This window comes from Streptomyces sp. NPDC002623, from assembly GCF_053592635.1.
This window is the reverse complement of sequence record NZ_JBSFWB010000023.1, coordinates 107,087-124,396: the sequence shown is the minus strand read 5'-3', so window position 1 is coordinate 124,396 and position 17,310 is coordinate 107,087. Positions and strand designations below refer to the sequence as shown.

General features: G+C 71.2%; 16 protein-coding genes. 15 read left to right on the top strand and 1 reads right to left on the bottom strand.

Annotation, left to right across the window (positions count from 1 at the left end; genetic code table 11):
- Positions 1-29: 29 nt before the first annotated feature.
- From aroC to nusB, 7 genes are all read left to right on the top strand, one after another.
- Positions 30-1,214, top strand: a complete 1,185-nt coding sequence (aroC, locus tag ACWD4O_RS33975; protein WP_451285818.1) for a chorismate synthase — start codon at positions 30-32, stop codon at positions 1,212-1,214.
- The gene (locus tag ACWD4O_RS33970) at positions 1,211-1,726 is read left to right on the top strand and encodes a shikimate kinase (RefSeq protein WP_451285817.1); all 516 of its coding nucleotides are present in this window, start codon (positions 1,211-1,213) and stop codon (positions 1,724-1,726) included. Before aroC ends, ACWD4O_RS33970 begins: the two co-directional genes overlap by 4 nt.
- Complete coding sequence (aroB, locus tag ACWD4O_RS33965) at positions 1,723-2,817, top strand: 3-dehydroquinate synthase (protein ID WP_351919108.1); 1,095 nt, start codon at positions 1,723-1,725, stop codon at positions 2,815-2,817. Before ACWD4O_RS33970 ends, aroB begins: the two co-directional genes overlap by 4 nt.
- A 210-nt stretch (positions 2,818-3,027) precedes the next feature.
- Complete coding sequence (locus ACWD4O_RS33960; protein ID WP_451285815.1) at positions 3,028-3,885, top strand: Pro-rich N-terminal domain-containing protein; 858 nt, start codon at positions 3,028-3,030, stop codon at positions 3,883-3,885.
- A 103-nt stretch (positions 3,886-3,988) separates the two neighbouring features.
- On the top strand, positions 3,989-5,095 hold the full coding sequence (locus tag ACWD4O_RS33955; RefSeq protein ID WP_451285813.1) for an aminopeptidase P family protein: 1,107 nt from the start codon (positions 3,989-3,991) through the stop codon (positions 5,093-5,095).
- 51 nt (positions 5,096-5,146) lie between these two features.
- The gene (efp, locus tag ACWD4O_RS33950; protein WP_351919104.1) at positions 5,147-5,713 is read left to right on the top strand and encodes an elongation factor P; all 567 of its coding nucleotides are present in this window, start codon (positions 5,147-5,149) and stop codon (positions 5,711-5,713) included.
- Between the two features lie 2 nt (positions 5,714-5,715).
- Positions 5,716-6,150, top strand: coding sequence for a transcription antitermination factor NusB (gene nusB, locus ACWD4O_RS33945; protein WP_451046938.1), 435 nt, complete (start codon positions 5,716-5,718; stop codon positions 6,148-6,150).
- Positions 6,151-6,388: 238 nt separating this feature from the next.
- On the opposite strand, the gene bldD is transcribed toward nusB, so the two are convergent.
- On the bottom strand, positions 6,389-6,889 hold the full coding sequence (gene bldD, locus ACWD4O_RS33940) for a transcriptional regulator BldD (RefSeq protein WP_020128858.1): 501 nt from the start codon (positions 6,887-6,889) through the stop codon (positions 6,389-6,391).
- Positions 6,890-7,130: 241 nt separating this feature from the next.
- Between bldD and pyrR the strand changes: the two genes are divergently transcribed.
- The 8 genes from pyrR (at position 7,131) to pyrF (ending at position 17,110) form a co-directional block, all read left to right on the top strand.
- Positions 7,131-7,733 (top strand): bifunctional pyr operon transcriptional regulator/uracil phosphoribosyltransferase PyrR, encoded by a 603-nt coding sequence (pyrR, locus tag ACWD4O_RS33935; protein ID WP_451285810.1) that lies wholly within the window; start codon positions 7,131-7,133, stop codon positions 7,731-7,733.
- Positions 7,734-7,819: 86 nt separating this feature from the next.
- Complete coding sequence (locus tag ACWD4O_RS33930) at positions 7,820-8,800, top strand: aspartate carbamoyltransferase catalytic subunit (RefSeq protein WP_451285808.1); 981 nt, start codon at positions 7,820-7,822, stop codon at positions 8,798-8,800.
- 6 nt (positions 8,801-8,806) lie between these two features.
- A complete protein-coding gene (locus ACWD4O_RS33925) occupies positions 8,807-10,093 on the top strand; it encodes a dihydroorotase (protein ID WP_451285806.1) in 1,287 nt (428 codons plus the stop codon).
- Positions 10,090-10,671, top strand: a complete 582-nt coding sequence (locus ACWD4O_RS33920) for a PH-like domain-containing protein (RefSeq protein WP_451285805.1) — start codon at positions 10,090-10,092, stop codon at positions 10,669-10,671. The genes ACWD4O_RS33925 and ACWD4O_RS33920 overlap by 4 nt, the downstream gene beginning before the upstream one ends.
- Positions 10,668-11,810, top strand: a complete 1,143-nt coding sequence (carA, locus tag ACWD4O_RS33915; RefSeq protein ID WP_451285803.1) for a glutamine-hydrolyzing carbamoyl-phosphate synthase small subunit — start codon at positions 10,668-10,670, stop codon at positions 11,808-11,810. The genes ACWD4O_RS33920 and carA overlap by 4 nt, the downstream gene beginning before the upstream one ends.
- Positions 11,803-15,111, top strand: a complete 3,309-nt coding sequence (gene carB, locus ACWD4O_RS33910) for a carbamoyl-phosphate synthase large subunit (protein ID WP_451285801.1) — start codon at positions 11,803-11,805, stop codon at positions 15,109-15,111. Before carA ends, carB begins: the two co-directional genes overlap by 8 nt.
- A 53-nt stretch (positions 15,112-15,164) precedes the next feature.
- Positions 15,165-16,271 carry a quinone-dependent dihydroorotate dehydrogenase gene (locus ACWD4O_RS33905; protein ID WP_451285799.1) on the top strand — a complete coding sequence of 369 codons (1,107 nt, stop codon included), beginning with the start codon at positions 15,165-15,167 and terminating at the stop codon, positions 16,269-16,271.
- Positions 16,268-17,110, top strand: coding sequence for an orotidine-5'-phosphate decarboxylase (gene pyrF / locus ACWD4O_RS33900; protein ID WP_451285797.1), 843 nt, complete (start codon positions 16,268-16,270; stop codon positions 17,108-17,110). Before ACWD4O_RS33905 ends, pyrF begins: the two co-directional genes overlap by 4 nt.
- Positions 17,111-17,310: the final 200 nt, after the last annotated feature.

Here is a 17,310-nt window from a genome sequence, read left to right as displayed (position 1 = left end):
ATACGGGGCGCGAGTACTGAGGAGCATCGTTGAGCAGGCTGCGTTGGCTGACCGCGGGGGAATCCCACGGTCCCGCACTTGTCGCGACGCTGGAGGGCCTTCCCGCCGGCGTCCCGATCACCACGGAGATGGTGGCCGACCACCTGGCGCGACGGCGGCTCGGCTACGGGCGCGGCGCGCGCATGAAGTTCGAACGCGACGAGGTCACCTTCCTCGGCGGCGTCCGGCACGGTCTCACCATGGGTTCGCCGGTGGCGGTCATGGTGGGCAACACGGAGTGGCCGAAGTGGGAACAGGTCATGGCGGCCGACCCGGTCGACCCGGAGATCCTCGCGGGCCTCGCCCGCAACGCCCCGCTCACCCGCCCGCGCCCCGGCCACGCCGACCTCGCCGGGATGCAGAAGTACGGCTTCGACGAGGCACGGCCCGTCCTGGAGCGCGCCTCCGCGCGTGAGACGGCCGCCCGGGTCGCGCTGGGCGCGGTCGCCCGGTCGTACCTGAAGGAGACGGCCGGCATCGAGATCGTCTCCCACGTGGTGGAGCTGGCCGCCGCCAAGGCGCCCTACGGCGTCTACCCCGTCCCCGCCGACGTCGAGAAGCTGGACGAGGACCCGGTGCGCTGCCTGGACGCGGACGCGTCGAAGGCGATGGTCGCGGAGATCGACCAGGCCCACAAGGACGGCGACACCCTCGGCGGCGTCGTCGAGGTGCTCGCGTACGGCGTCCCGGTCGGCCTCGGCTCGCACGTGCACTGGGACCGCCGACTGGACGCCCGTCTCGCCGCCGCCCTGATGGGCATCCAGGCGATCAAGGGCGTCGAGGTCGGAGACGGCTTCGACCTCGCGCGCGTGCCCGGCTCGAAGGCGCACGACGAGATCGTCACCACGCCCGAGGGCATCAGGCGCACCAGCGGTCGCTCCGGCGGCACCGAGGGCGGTCTGACCACGGGCGAGCTGCTGCGCGTGCGGGCGGCCATGAAGCCGATCGCGACCGTGCCGCGCGCCCTGAAGACGGTGGACGTGGTCACGGGCGAGGCCACCCAGGCGCACCACCAGCGCTCCGACGTGTGCGCGGTCCCGGCCGCCGGGATCGTCGCCGAGGCGATGGTCGCGCTGGTGCTGGCGGACGCCGTGGCGGAGAAGTTCGGCGGCGACAGCGTCACCGAGACCCACCGCAACGTGCGCTCGTACCTCGACAACCTGCGCATCCGATGAGCGGGCCGCTGGTCGTCCTGGTCGGCCCGATGGGCGTCGGCAAGTCCACCGTCGGCGGGCTGCTGGCCGAGCGGCTCGGCGTCGGCTACCGGGACACCGACGACGACATCGTCGCCGAGCAGGGCCGCAGCATCGCGGAGATCTTCGTCGACGACGGCGAGGAAGCCTTCCGTGCGCTCGAGAAGCAGGCCGTGCACCGCGCGCTCGCCGAGCACGACGGCGTCCTGGCGCTCGGCGGCGGCTCGATCCTGGACGCGGACACGCGCGGCCTGCTGGCCGGACAGTGCGTGGTCTACCTGTCCATGGACGTCGAGGAAGCCGTCCGGCGCACCGGCCTCAACGCGGCCCGCCCGCTGCTCGCCGTCAACCCGCGCAAGCAGTGGCGCGAGCTGATGGAGGCCCGCCGCCATCTGTACGAGGGAGTCGCCACGGCCGTGGTGCCGACGGACGGCCGTACGGCCGAAGAGGTCACCCAAGTCGCCCTGGACGCTTTGGAGTTGAAGGAAGCATGAGCAGCGAGTCCGTAACGCGGATCCGGGTCGGCGGCAGCGCGGGATCCGAGCCGTACGAGGTCCTGGTCGGACGCCGGCTGCTGAGCGAACTCGGCGCTCTGATCGGCGACCGGGTCAAGCGGGTCGCCGTCATCCACCCCGAGGCGCTCGCCGAGACCGGGGACGCGCTGCGCGCCGACCTGGTCGAGCAGGGCTACGAGGCGGTCGCCATCCAGGTGCCCAACGCGGAGGAGGCCAAGACCGCAGAGGTCGCCGCCTACTGCTGGAAGGCGCTCGGCCAGTCCGGGTTCACCCGCACCGACGTCGTCGTGGGCGTCGGCGGCGGCTCGACCACCGACCTCGCCGGGTTCGTCGCGGCGACCTGGCTGCGCGGGGTGCGCTGGATCGCCGTCCCGACCACCGTGCTCGCCATGGTCGACGCGGCCGTCGGCGGCAAGACCGGCATCAACACGGCCGAGGGCAAGAACCTCGTCGGCTCCTTCCATCCGCCGGCCGGCGTGCTGTGCGATCTGGCCGCGCTGGACTCCCTCCCGGTCAACGACTACGTCTCCGGGCTCGCCGAGATCATCAAGGCGGGCTTCATCGCCGACCCGGCGATCCTCGACCTCATCGAGTCCGACCCCGAGGCCGCCCGCACCCCGGCGGGCCCGCACACCGCCGAGCTCATCGAACGCTCCATCAGGGTCAAGGCGGACGTCGTGTCCTCCGACCTGAAGGAGTCGGGCCTGCGGGAGATCCTCAACTACGGCCACACCCTGGCGCACGCCATCGAGAAGAACGAGCGCTACAAGTGGCGGCACGGCGCGGCCGTCTCGGTGGGCATGCACTTCGCCGCCGAACTGGGCCGCCTGGCGGGCCGGTTGGACGATGCCACGGCCGACCGCCACCGCACGGTACTCGAGGCCGTGGGGCTGCCGCTGCACTACCGTCACGACCAGTGGCCCAAGCTGCTGGAGAACATGAAGGTCGACAAGAAGTCCCGCGGCGACCTGCTGCGCTTCATCGTCCTGGACGGCCTGGCCAAGCCGACCGTCCTCGAGGGTCCCGACCCGGCCGTGCTGCTCGCCGCGTACGGCGAGGTGGGCGAGTAGGACACGGCCTGAGGCCGGGCAGGGCCACGGGACGGCCGGGTAAGTCCGACCGCTCCCCTTCCGCCCGATTCGCTTTCCGCACCGGGCACTTCGGACCGCCCCCGGCCGTTCACCAAACGATGGCCTGGGGCGGTACCGTTCAGTAGCGAAGACGGGGTCCGCACCCCTACAGCCAGCGCCAATTGCCTGTACGAGACGGAGTGGCACCGGATGCAGCACGCAGTGGGTTCTCCGCTGCCGCCGCCCCATCAGCCGGGGCACGGTCCGGCCGTCGGCTGGTCGCCGGCCGCACATCACCCGGGCCCGCACCAGCCGGGATACCTGGGGGCTCCCTCGGGCCCGGTCCCGCCCGCGCCCCAGCCGCCGATCCCGCCCGTGCCGCCGCCGCCCGCCCCCGGCCACGCCCCCGTCCCGCAGAGCGCCGACACCACCGGGCACGTCCCGCTGCCGCCCGGCGGTCCGGTCCCGATGCCCAGCGCGCCGCCCGCCCCGACCGTCCCCGACCCGACGGCCACGACGCTCGCGGTCCTGCTGATCGGCCCCGCGGGCGCCGGCAAGACCAGCGTCGCCAAGTTCTGGGCCGACCACCGCCGGGTGCCCACCGCCCACGTCAGCCTCGACGACGTACGCGAATGGGTCCGCTCCGGCTTCGCCGACCCGCAGTCGGGGTGGAACGACCACTCCGAGGCCCAGTACCGCCTGGCCCGCCGCACCTGCGGCTTCGCCGCGCGCAACTTCCTGGCCAACGGCATCTCGTGCATCCTGGACGACGCGATCTTCCCCGACCGCCCGGCCGTGGGCCTCGGCGGCTGGAAGCGCCATGTGGGCCCCGGTCTGCTGCCCGTCGTCCTGCTCCCCGGGCTGGAGGTCGTCCTGGAGCGCAACGCCGAACGCTCCGGCAACCGCCGCCTCGCCGACGAGGAGGTGGCCCGCATCCACGGCCGCATGGCGGGCTGGTACGGCTCCGGCCTGCCCATCATCGACAACTCCCAGCTGGACGTCCCGACCACGGCAAGGGTCCTGGACGACGTGCTGGCAAGGGCGATCGCCAGCCCCCCGAAGTGGTGACGGGCGGGACCCGGCCCCGGCATACCACCGTTCGCCCCGCCCGGTCCCCCGAACGGCACCCTTCCAGCCAGCACAATCCGGCCACCGCTCCTACGCTCGTGTCATGTCAGAGGTCTACGCGTCCCGCCGAACCCGTCTCCGGGAGCGCTGTAACGCGGCCGGCAGCACCGCGGCGCTCATCTCCCGCCCCGCCAATGTGAGGTATCTGGCGGGCGCGGCTCCGCGCGGCGCCGTCCTGCTGCTGGGCCGACGCGAGGACCTCCTCGTCTGCGCCGTCCCGCCCGAGGACCGCCCCTCCGAGGGGCGACCGGACGACGCGCTGCGCGTCCATGTCCTGCCCGGCGCCGGAGGCGATCCGGCGGTCGCCGCCGCCGGCCTTCTGCTGGGCCAGGGCGGCGACTGTCTCGCGGTCGAGGAACATCACCTCACGGTGGCCCGCCACCGTGAGCTCCGCTCGGTCGCGGCCCGGCTGCGCCTCGCCGACCTGGGCGGCGCGGTCGAACAGCTGAGGGTGGTGAAGGACGAGGAGGAGATCTCCTGTCTGCGGATCGGCGCCGAGATCGCCGACCAGGCGCTGGGGGAGCTGCTGGAGTCCATCCTGGTCGGCCGCACGGAACGGCACCTGGCCCTGGAGCTGGAGCGGCGCCTCGTCGACCACGGCGCCGACGGTCCCGCCTTCGCCACGTCGGTCGCCGCGGGCCCGAACTCCGGCCGACGCGGGCACCGGCCCACCGACCGGCGGGTGGAGGAAGGCGACTTCCTCTCGGTCTGCCTGGGGGCGACCTACCGCGGCTACCGCTGCGAGATCGGCCGCACCTTCGTGATCGGGACGTCCCCGGCCGACTGGCAGATCGAGCTGTACGACCTCGTCTTCGCCGCTCAGCGCGCCGGACGTGAGGCCCTGGCGCCCGGTGCCGCCTATCGTGACGTGGACCGCGCGGCCCGCCAGATCCTGGACTCCGCAGGGCGTACCGAGGGCCTTTCGGCACTCACCGGGCACGGCGTCGGACTCGAAATCGAAGAGGACCCGCAGCTGGCTCCCGCAGCCATGGGTAAACTGGACGCTTGCGTGCCGGTCACCGTCGAACCCGGGGTACACCTCCCGGGCCGGGGCGGGGTCCGGATCGATGACACGCTCGTCGTGCGCCCCGAGGCGGACGGCGGACCCGAGCTACTCACCATCACGACCAAGGAGCTGCTCGCCCTCTAGGCAGGTGCGTGCCCCGGGGTCGTCCACGTCAGTCCAGGAGATTCCGCAACCGTGGCTTCCACGAACGACCTCAAGAACGGCCTGGTGCTCAAGCTCGAAGGCGGCCAGCTCTGGTCCGTCGTCGAGTTCCAGCACGTCAAGCCCGGCAAGGGCCCCGCATTCGTGCGCACCAAGCTCAAGAACGTGCTTTCCGGCAAGGTCGTCGACAAGACGTTCAACGCCGGCGTCAAGGTCGAGACGGCCACTGTCGACAAGCGCGACATGCAGTTCTCCTACATGGACGGCGAGTACTTCGTCTTCATGGACATGGAGACCTACGACCAGCTCATGGTCGACCGCAAGGCTGTCGGCGACTCCGCCAACTTCCTGATCGAGGGCTTCACCGCCACGGTCGCGCAGCACGAGGGCGAGGTGCTCTTCGTCGAGCTGCCGGCCGCCGTCGAGCTCGTCGTCCAGGAGACCGAGCCGGGCCTGCAGGGCGACCGCTCCACCGGTGGCACCAAGCCCGCCACCCTGGAGACCGGTCACCAGATCCAGGTCCCGCTCTTCATCACCACCGGTGAGAAGATCAAGGTCGACACCCGCACCAGCGACTACCTCGGCCGGGTGAACAGCTAACCGTGGCTGCCCGCAACACGGCCCGCAAGCGCGCCTTCCAGATCCTCTTCGAGGGCGACCAGCGCGGAGCCGATGTCCTGACGGTCCTCGCGGACTGGATCCGGCTCTCCCGGGCCGACACCCGGCAGCCGCCGGTGAGCGAGTACACGATGCAGCTGGTCGAGGGCTACGCGCAGCACGCGCGGCGTATCGACGAGCTGATCTCCCAGTACTCGGTCGGCTGGACGCTGGACCGGATGCCCGTGGTCGACCGCAACATCCTGCGGCTCGGCGCCTACGAGCTGATCTGGGCCGACGAGACCCCGGACGCGGTCGTCCTCGACGAGATGGTGCAGCTGGCGAAGGAGTTCTCCACGGACGAGTCGCCCTCGTTCGTCAACGGCCTGCTCGGCCGGCTGAAGGAGCTCAAGCCGTCACTGCGCCGGGACGAGGCTTAGACGGCAGCGAGGCGTGACCGGCGGCGCGTCCTACGAGCCGGAGCCGGTACGACCATCACAGAAGGGGCCCGCAGCAGCACGCTGAGGGCCCCTTCGGCATTCCCGCGCCCCTGGGGCGTCGCCGGGTACCCCTGAGGCACTACAGGCCCGCAGAAAGCCGCTGGGGTGGCCGGAACCGTCAAGTTCCGGCCACCCCGGCGGCACGTTTCTGCTGAGACCTGCTGAGCCGTCGAGAGGCTCAGCCCTCCTCGTGGGAGACGGCACGACGCGCGTCCGCGTCCAGGACGCCCCAGCTGATCAGCTGCTCGGTCAGGACCGAGGGCGACTGGTCGTAGATGACGGCGAGGGTGCGCAGGTCGTCCTGGCGGATCGACAGCACCTTGCCGTTGTAGTCACCACGCTGCGACTGGATCGTGGCCGCGTAGCGCTGCAGCGGGCCCGCCTTCTCGACCGGCACATGGGCCAGTCGCTCCAGGTCCAGGACCAGCTTCGGCGGGGGCTCGGCCGCGCCGCCAGGGGTGGTGCCCGGCAGCAGCTCCTGCACGGGAACGCCGTAGAAATCCGCCAGCTCGGCCAGGCGCTGCACGGTCACGGCGCGGTCGCCGCGCTCGTACGAACCGACCACGACGGCCTTCCAGCGTCCCTGGGACTTCTCCTCGACACCGTGGAGGGAAAGGCCCTGCTGGGTGCGGATCGCTCGGAGCTTGGCCCCGAGCTGTTTGGCGTATTCGCTGGACATATAGCTCCCCGGCACTGGGTCGACGCGGCAGGAGCCGCGTGCTGGTAACTCACTGTGAGGTTACGCAGCGTGATTCTTCTGCGTCAAGCCGAATGGTCCACACCGACGCTTCCGTGGTAACGCCGGCCGATTACGCCAAGGGGGTGATCAGGGGTGTCGTCCCGGCCTGCTACCGTGGATGGCGCAAATCCGACGTCCTTTAAGGTCCGTCCCGTGAGGCGGAGAAGGAGGTCCGTTTCATATGGACACGCAGGACACCCAGCAGGACACCCAGCAGGACTCCCAGCAGGATCCCCGGCACACCGATGCGCGGCCCGTTCTCGAAGGCCCCGACATCGCGCGCGTGCTGACGCGCATCGCCCACGAGATCGTCGAACGCGCCAAGGGCGCCGACGACGTGGTGGTGCTCGGCATCCCGACCCGCGGCGTCTTCCTCGCCCGGCGGCTCGCCGAGAAACTCGAGCAGATCACCGACCGCAAGATCCCCGTCGGCTCCCTCGACATCACCATGTACCGCGACGACCTGCGCATGCACCCGCCGCGTGCGCTGGCCCGCACCGAGATCCCCGGTGACGGCCTCGACGGCAAGCTGGTCGTCCTCGTCGACGACGTGCTCTTCTCCGGCCGCACCATCCGCGCCGCCCTCGACGCCCTGAACGACCTCGGGCGCCCGCGCGCGGTGCAGCTCGCGGTCCTCGTCGACCGCGGCCACCGGGAACTGCCCATCCGCGCCGACTACGTCGGCAAGAACCTCCCCACGTCGTTGCGGGAGACGGTCAAGGTCCTGCTCGCCGAGGAGGACGGTCGCGACACCGTGCTGCTCGGTGTGAAGCAGACCCCGTAGCGGACGTCGCGCGCCCGCCGTTCCGGCGCGCCCTCGCCTGCCCGGAATCTCCCCAATATCCTGAACTGCCTTACGGAGCCTGACAGATGCAGCGTCATCTCATCTCGGCCGCCGACCTCACCCGCGACGACGCCGTCCTGATCCTCGACACCGCCGAGGAGATGGCCCGCGTCGCCGACCGGCCCATCAAGAAACTCCCGACCCTGCGCGGCCGCACGATCGTCAACCTCTTCTTCGAGGACTCCACGCGCACGCGTATCTCGTTCGAGGCCGCCGAGAAGCGCCTCTCCGCGGACGTCATCAACTTCACCGCCAAGGGATCGTCGGTGTCCAAGGGCGAGTCCCTGAAGGACACCGCACAGACGCTGGAGGCGATGGGCGTCGACGCGGTCGTCATCCGGCACGGCGCCTCCGGCGCGCCGTACCGCCTGGCCACCTCCGGCTGGATCGACGCGGCCGTGGTCAACGCCGGCGACGGCACCCACCAGCACCCCACCCAGGCGCTGCTGGACGCCTTCACCATGCGCCGCCGCCTGGTCGGCCGGGACGCCGGCCTCGGCCAGGACCTCGCGGGCAAGCGCATCACGCTCGTCGGGGACGTCCTGCACAGCCGGGTCGCCCGCTCCAACGTCGACCTGCTGCACACCCTGGGCGCCGAGGTCACCCTGGTCGCCCCGCCCACCCTGGTGCCGGTCGGCATCGAGTCCTGGCCCTGCGAGGTGTCGTACGACCTCGACAGCACGCTGCCCAAGTCCGACGCCGTGATGATGCTGCGCGTCCAGCGGGAGCGCATGAACGCCGCGTTCTTCCCGACCGAGCGCGAGTACTCGCGGCGCTACGGCCTCGACGGCGACCGGATGGCGCGGATGCCCGAGCACGCCATCGTGATGCACCCCGGCCCGATGGTCCGCGGCATGGAGATCACCGCCGAGGTCGCCGACTCCCCGCGCTGCACCGTCGTCGAACAGGTCGCCAACGGCGTGTCCATCCGGATGGCCGTCCTGTACCTGCTCCTGGGCGGCAACGAGCCCGCCGTCAGCCACGCCCGTACCACCGAGGAGAAGTAAGAACCCATGAGCAAGATCCTTATCCGTGGTGCGAAGGTGCTCGGCGGCGAGCCGCAGGACGTCCTCATCGACGGCGGCGTCATCGAGGCCGTGGGCGCGGGGCTGTCCGCCGAGGGCGCCGAGGTCGTCGAGGCCGGCGGCAAGGTGCTGCTGCCGGGCCTGGTCGACCTGCACACCCATCTGCGCGAGCCCGGCCGCGAGGACTCCGAGACCGTGCTGACGGGCACCCGCGCGGCCGCCTCCGGCGGCTACACGGCCGTCTTCGCCATGGCCAACACCTTCCCCGTCGCCGACACCGCCGGCGTGGTCGAGCAGGTCTGGCGACTGGGCCGGGAGCACGGCTACTGCGATGTGCAGCCCATCGGCGCGGTCACCGTCGGCCTGGAGGGCAGGAAGCTTGCCGAGCTCGGCGCCATGCACGAGTCGGCCGCCGGCGTCACCGTCTTCTCCGACGACGGCAAGTGCGTCGACGACGCGGTGATCATGCGCCGCGCACTGGAGTACGTGAAGGCCTTCGGCGGGGTCGTCGCCCAGCACGCCCAGGAGCCGCGGCTGACCGAGGGCGCCCAGATGAACGAGGGCGTCGTCTCCGCCGAGCTGGGGCTCGGGGGCTGGCCCGCGGTGGCCGAAGAATCGATCATCGCCCGGGATGTCCTGCTCGCCGAGCACGTCGGCTCCCGCGTCCACATCTGCCACCTCTCCACCGCCGGGTCGGTCGAGATCGTCCGCTGGGCCAAGTCGCGCGGCATCGACGTCACCGCCGAGGTCACCCCGCACCACCTGCTCCTCACCGACGAGCTGGTGCGCAGCTACAACCCGGTCTACAAGGTGAACCCGCCGCTGCGCACCGAGCGCGATGTGCTGGCGCTGCGCGAGGCGCTCGCCGACGGCACGATCGACATCGTCGCCACCGACCACGCCCCGCACCCGCACGAGGACAAGGACTGCGAGTGGGCCGCGGCCGCCATGGGCATGGTCGGCCTGGAGACCGCGTTGTCGGTGGTCCAGGAGACGATGGTGGACACGGGCCTGCTGACCTGGGCCGGGGTCGCCGACCGCATGTCCTTCGCACCCGCCCGGATCGGACGGGCGGGTGGCCATGGACGCCCCGTCTCGGCAGGTGAGCCCGCCAACCTCACGCTCGTCGACACGGAATACCGTGGGTCGGTGGACCCCGCGGGCTTCGCCTCGCGCAGCCGGAACACCCCCTACGAGGGGCGTGAGCTGCCGGGCCGTGTCACGCACACCTGGCTCCGGGGCAAGGCCACGCTCGTCGACGGGAAGCTCACGTGACATCTGCAGCACTACTGCTCGCGGCCGAGAAGGAATCGGCCGAAGTGACCGACTGGGCCGCCCGGCTCGGCTGGGTGGTCGGTCTCGGCCTCTTCGTCGCGCTCGTGTACTGGCTGATGCGCGAGGGCTGGAAGTGGCGCGGCACACTCCAGGGCGACCTGCCCGACCTCTCCACCGCGCCGGACGACCTCGGCCCGGTGAGACTGAGCATGAGCGGCCGCTACCACGGCTCCACCACCGCCGGGCAGTGGCTCGACCGCATCGTGGCGCACGGCCTGGGCACCCGCAGCCGGGTCGAGCTCACCCTGACGGACGCGGGACTGGACGTCGTACGGCCCGGCGCGACCGACTTCTTCGTCCCGGCCGGCGCACTGCGCGAGGCCCGGCTCGACAAGGGCATCGCCGGCAAGGTCCTCTCCGAGGGCGGACTGCTGGTGGTGACCTGGGCGCACGGCGACAAGCTGCTCGACTCGGGCTTCCGCTCCGACCGCGCGGCCGAGCACAACGAGTGGGTCGCCACCCTCAACTCCATGATCGACAAGACGGAAACACCGACGGAAACGGAAGGCGCACGATGACGACCTCCACCAGGGGAACCGCCAAGGTTCCCGCCGTACTCGTCCTGGAGGACGGCCGGATCTTCCGCGGCCGCGCCTACGGGGCCGTGGGGGAGACCTTCGGCGAAGCGGTGTTCTCCACCGGCATGACCGGTTACCAGGAGACCCTGACCGACCCGTCGTACGACCGCCAGATCGTGGTCGCGACCGCCCCGCAGATCGGCAACACCGGCTGGAACGACGAGGACGACGAGTCCGGGCGCATCTGGGTCTCCGGCTACGTCGTGCGCGACCCCGCGCGCGTGCCGTCCAACTGGCGCGCCAAGCGGTCCCTGGACGACGAACTGGTCAAGCAGAGCGTCGTCGGCATCTCCGGCATCGACACCCGCGCCCTCACCCGCCATCTGCGCGAGCGCGGCTCGATGCGCGCCGGCATCTTCTCCGGCGAGGCGATCGGCTCCGAGACCGATCTCCTCGCGCGCGTGCAGACCCAGCCGCAGATGAAGGGGCTGAGCCTGTACGAGGAGGTCGCCACCAAGGAGGCCTACGTCGTCCCGGCGGTCGGCGAGAAGCGGTTCACCGTCGCCGCCGTCGACCTCGGCATCAAGGGCATGACCCCGCACCGCATGGCCGAGCGCGGCATCGAGGTGCATGTGCTCCCCGCCACGGCGACCGAGGAGGACGTGTACGCCGTCGCCCCCGACGGGGTCTTCTTCTCCAACGGCCCCGGCGACCCGGCCACGGCCGACGGCCCGGTCGCCCTCATGACCGCCGTCCTGGAACGGAAGACTCCGCTCTTCGGCATCTGCTTCGGCAACCAGATCCTCGGCCGCGCCCTCGGCTTCGGCACCTACAAGCTGAAGTACGGCCACCGGGGCATCAACCAGCCGGTCCAGGACCGTACGACCGGCAAGGTCGAGGTCACCGCGCACAACCACGGCTTCGCCGTGGACGCGCCGCTCGACAAGGTCAGCGAGACGCCCTTCGGCCGCGCCGAGGTCTCGCACATCTGCCTCAACGACGACGTCGTGGAGGGGCTGCAGCTGCTCGACCAGCCGGCCTTCTCCGTCCAGTACCACCCCGAAGCGGCAGCGGGCCCGCACGACGCCGCCTACCTGTTCGACCGCTTCGTATCCCTGATGGAGGGCCAGCGTGCCTAAGCGCACCGATATCCAGTCCGTCCTGGTCATCGGCTCCGGCCCGATCGTCATCGGCCAGGCCGCCGAGTTCGACTACTCCGGCACCCAGGCGTGCCGCATCCTGCGCGCCGAGGGCCTGCGGGTGATCCTGGTCAACTCCAACCCGGCGACGATCATGACCGACCCGGAGATCGCCGACGCCACCTACGTCGAGCCGATCACCCCGGAGTTCGTCGAGAAGATCATCGCCAAGGAGCGCCCCGACGCCCTGCTGCCCACCCTGGGCGGCCAGACGGCCCTCAACACCGCGATCTCGCTGGCCGAGAACGGCGTCCTGGAGAAGTACGGCGTCGAGCTGATCGGCGCCAACGTGGAGGCCATCAACAAGGGCGAGGACCGCGACCTGTTCAAGGGCGTCGTCGAGGCCGTCAAGGCGAAGATCGGGTACGGCGAGTCCGCCCGGTCCGTGATCTGCCACACCATGGACGAGGTTCTCGCGGGCGTCGACACGCTCGGCGGCTACCCGGTCGTCGTCCGCCCCTCCTTCACCATGGGCGGCGCCGGCTCCGGCTTCGCCCACGACGAGGAGGAGCTGCGCCGCATCGCCGGGCAGGGCCTCACCCTCTCGCCGACCACCGAGGTGCTCCTGGAGGAGTCCATCCTCGGCTGGAAGGAGTACGAGCTGGAGCTGATGCGCGACAAGCACGACAACGTCGTGGTCGTCTGCTCCATCGAGAACTTCGACCCCATGGGCGTGCACACCGGCGACTCGATCACCGTCGCGCCCGCCATGACGCTCACCGACCGCGAGTACCAGATCCTGCGCGACATCGGCATCGCCGTGATCCGCGAGGTCGGCGTGGACACCGGCGGCTGCAACATCCAGTTCGCGGTGGACCCCGCGGACGGCCGGGTCATCGTCATCGAGATGAACCCGCGCGTGTCGCGTTCCTCGGCCCTCGCCTCCAAGGCGACCGGCTTCCCGATCGCCAAGATCGCGGCCAAGCTCGCCGTCGGCTACACCCTCGACGAGATCCCGAACGACATCACGCGCGAGACGCCGGCCTCCTTCGAGCCGACGCTCGACTACGTGGTCGTGAAGGCCCCGCGGTTCGCCTTCGAGAAGTTCCCCAGCGCCGACTCCACGCTGACGACGACCATGAAGTCGGTCGGCGAGGCCATGGCCATCGGCCGCAACTTCACCGAGGCCTTCCAGAAGGCCCTGCGCTCGCTGGAGAAGAAGGGCAGCCAGTTCACCTTCGTCGGCGACCCCGGCGACAAGGCCGAGCTGCTGCGCGAGTCGGTCCGCCCGACCGACGGCCGGATCAACACCGTCATGCAGGCCATCCGCGCGGGCGCCACACCGGAGGAGGTCTTCGAGTTCACGAAGATCGACCCCTGGTTCGTCGACCAGCTCTTCCTGATCAAGGAGACCGCCGACGACCTGGCCGCCGCCGACCGCCTGGACGCCGAGCTGCTCGCCGAGGCCAAGCGGCACGGCTTCTCCGACCAGCAGATCGCCGAGATCCGCGGCCTGCGCGAGGACGTCGTGCGCGAGGTCCGGCACGCGCTGGGCGTCCGCCCGGTCTACAAGACCGTCGACACCTGCGCCGCCGAGTTCGCCGCGAAGACGCCCTACTTCTACTCCTCCTACGACGAGGAGAGCGAGGTCGCGCCCCGCGAGAAGCCCGCGGTGATCATCCTGGGCTCCGGCCCCAACCGCATCGGCCAGGGCATCGAGTTCGACTACTCGTGCGTCCACGCCTCCTTCGCGCTGTCCGACGCCGGGTACGAGACCGTGATGGTCAACTGCAACCCGGAGACCGTCTCCACCGACTACGACACCTCCGACCGCCTGTACTTCGAGCCGCTGACGCTGGAGGACGTGCTGGAGGTCGTGCACGCGGAGGCGCAGGCCGGCCCGATCGCGGGCGTGATCGTCCAGCTCGGCGGCCAGACCCCGCTGGGCCTGGCGCAGGCGCTCAAGGACAACGGCGTGCCGATCGTCGGCACCCCGCCCGAGGCCATCCACGCGGCCGAGGACCGGGGCGCGTTCGGGCGGGTGCTCGACGAGGCCGGCCTGCCGGCCCCGAAGCACGGCACGGCCACCACCTTCGCCGAGGCCAAGGCCATCGCCGACGAGATCGGCTACCCGGTCCTGGTCCGGCCCTCGTACGTGCTCGGCGGCCGCGGCATGGAGATCGTCTACGACGAGACCCGGCTGTCGTCCTACATCGCCGAGTCGACCGAGATCAGCCCCACCCGGCCGGTGCTCGTCGACCGCTTCCTCGACGACGCCATCGAGATCGACGTCGACGCGCTCTACGACGGCGAGGAGCTCTACCTCGGCGGTGTCATGGAGCACATCGAGGAGGCCGGCATCCACTCCGGCGACTCGGCCTGCGCCCTGCCCCCGATCACGCTCGGCGGCTTCGACATCAAGCGGCTGCGGGCCTCCACCGAGGCCATCGCCAAGGGCGTCGGCGTCCGCGGCCTGATCAACATCCAGTTCGCGATGGCCGGCGACATCCTCTATGTCCTGGAGGCCAACCCGCGCGCGTCCCGAACGGTCCCCTTCACCTCGAAGGCGACCGCGGTGCCGCTGGCCAAGGCCGCCGCGCGGATCTCGCTGGGCGCGACCGTCGCCGAACTGCGCGCCGAGGGCCTGCTCCCGGCCACCGGCGACGGCGGCGAGCTGCCACTGGACGCGCCGATCTCCGTCAAGGAGGCCGTGATGCCGTGGACCCGCTTCCGGGACACCTCCGGCCGCGGCGTCGACACGGTCCTCGGCCCGGAGATGCGCTCCACCGGCGAGGTCATGGGCATCGACTCCGTCTTCGGCACGGCGTACGCCAAGTCGCAGGCGGGCGCGTACGGCCCGCTGCCCACCAAGGGCCGCGCGTTCATCTCGGTCGCCAACCGCGACAAGCGGTCGATGATCTTCCCGGCGCGCGAGCTGGTCGCGCACGGCTTCGAGCTGCTCGCCACCTCCGGCACCGCCGAGGTCCTCAAGCGCAACGGCATCAACGCGACGGTCGTGCGCAAGCAGTCCGAGGGCGTCGGCCCGAACGGCGAGAAGACCATCGTCCAGTGCATCCACGACGGCGAGGTCGACCTCATCGTCAACACCCCGTACGGCACCGGCGGCCGCCTCGACGGCTACGAGATCCGTACGGCGGCCGTGGCGCGGTCCGTGCCCTGTCTGACGACGGTCCAGGCGCTCGCCGCCGCCGTCCAGGGCATCGACGCCCTCAACCACGGCGACGTGGGCGTCCGCTCGCTCCAGGAACACGCGCAGCACCTGACCGCGGCCCGCGACTAGCAGCCGAAGAGGGGGACACCGGCAGACGGTGTCCCCCTCTTCGTGAGGGAACCATGTACAAGATCTTCTTCAACCTCGTGTTCAGGCGGATGGACCCGGAGCAGGCCCACCATCTGGCCTTCCGCTGGATCCGGCTCGCCGCCCGCATCCCGGTGCTGCGCACGTTCGTCGCGGCCGCCCTCGCCCCCCGTTATGAGGAGCTGCGCACGGAGGCCTTCGGGCTGCGCATGCACGGCCCGTTCGGGCTCGCCGCCGGCTTCGACAAGAACGCGGTCGCGATCGATGGGATGTCGATGCTGGGCTTCGACCATGTCGAGATCGGCACGGTCACCGGGGAGCCGCAGCCCGGCAACCCCAAGCAGCGGCTGTTCCGGCTCGTGAAGGACCGGGCACTGATCAACCGCATGGGCTTCAACAACGAGGGCTCGCTGGCCGTGGCCGCGCGTCTCGCCTCCCGTACGGCCGTCTTCAAGCCCGTGGTCGGCGTGAACATCGGCAAGACCAAGGTCGTCCCCGAGGAGGAGGCGGTCGGCGACTACGTGAAGTCGGCCGAGCGGCTCGCGCCCTACGCCGACTACCTGGTCGTGAACGTGTCCTCGCCGAACACGCCGGGGCTGCGCAACCTCCAGGCCACCGAGGCGCTGCGACCGCTGCTGAGCGCCGTCCGCGAGGCCGCCGACCGTGCGGTGACCGCGCGCCGGGTCCCGCTGCTGGTGAAGATCGCCCCGGACCTGGCGGACGACGACGTCGACGCGGTCGCCGACCTGGCCGTGGAGCTGGGCCTGGACGGGATCATCGCCACGAACACCACCATCGCGCGCGAAGGCCTCGGTCTGACATCCGAACCCTCCCTGGTGAAGGAGGCCGGCGGGCTGTCCGGAGCGCCCCTCAAGGACCGCTCCCTGGAGGTACTGCGCCGCCTCTACGCACGCGTGGGCGACCGGATCACGCTCGTGGGCGTCGGCGGCGTCGAGGACGCCGAGGACGCCTGGCAGCGCATCCTGGCCGGCGCCACGCTCGTCCAGGGGTACAGCGCCTTCATCTACGAGGGCCCCTTCTGGGGCCGCGCGATCCACAAGGGCCTGGCCGCCCGGCTGCGGACGAGCCCCTATGCCACCCTCGCCGACGCCGTCGGCGCCGACGTGAGGAAGACGGCATGACCCTGGAGCCCTTCGGCGCGCGGCTGCGTCGTGCCATGGACGAGCGCGGGCCCCTCTGCGTCGGCATCGACCCGCACGCCTCCCTGCTCGCCGAGTGGGGCCTGGACGACGACGTCGCCGGCCTGGAGCGGTTCAGCCGCACGGTCGTCGAGGCGACGGCGGACCGGGTCGCCCTGCTGAAGCCGCAGAGCGCGTTCTTCGAGCGGTTCGGCTCGCGCGGGGTCGCCGTCCTGGAGAAGTCGGTGCAGGAGGCGCGGGCGGCCGGCGCCCTGGTCGTGATGGACGCCAAGCGCGGCGACATCGGCTCGACCATGGCCGCGTACGCCGAGTCGTTCCTGCACCCGGACGCCCCGCTGTTCTCCGACGCCCTCACCGTCTCGCCGTACCTCGGCTACGGGTCCCTGTCGCCGGCGGTGGCACTGGCCCGCGAGAGCGGCGCCGGACTGTTCGTGCTGGCGCTGACCTCCAACCCGGAGGGCGGCGAGGTCCAGCACGCGGTGCGGGCGGACGGGCGCGACGTGGGCGCGACGATGCTGGCGCACCTGGCCGCCGAGAACGTGGGGGAGGAGCCGCTGGGCTCCTTCGGCGCGGTCGTCGGGGCCACGCTGGGCGACCTCTCGAGCTACGACCTCGACATCAACGGCCCGCTCCTCGCGCCGGGCGTCGGCGCCCAGGGGGCGACCCCGGCCGACCTTCCCCGGGTCTTCGGGTCCGCGGTGCGCAATGTCGTGCCGAACGTCAGTCGGGGTGTGTTGCGTCACGGCCCCGACATCGTCGCTCTGCGTGACGCCGTGGATCGGTTCGCGCAAGCGGTCAGGGTCGCGGTGGCCGCCGCCTGACGGGCGCCGACCGCCCGACCGGGGGCTCGGTCGGGCGGCCCTCGGCCGACTTGAGTCTGGATACATCCTCAAATCCGGGGCAGTATGTCTGAAATGTCTGGCCCTACGGAGGCTGACCAGGACTTTTCCTCTGTTCTCGCTGACTCTGGCGGAGTTGGCCGCTAGTCTCCGACGGAGAGTGAACGGGCAGCGTGTTGCTC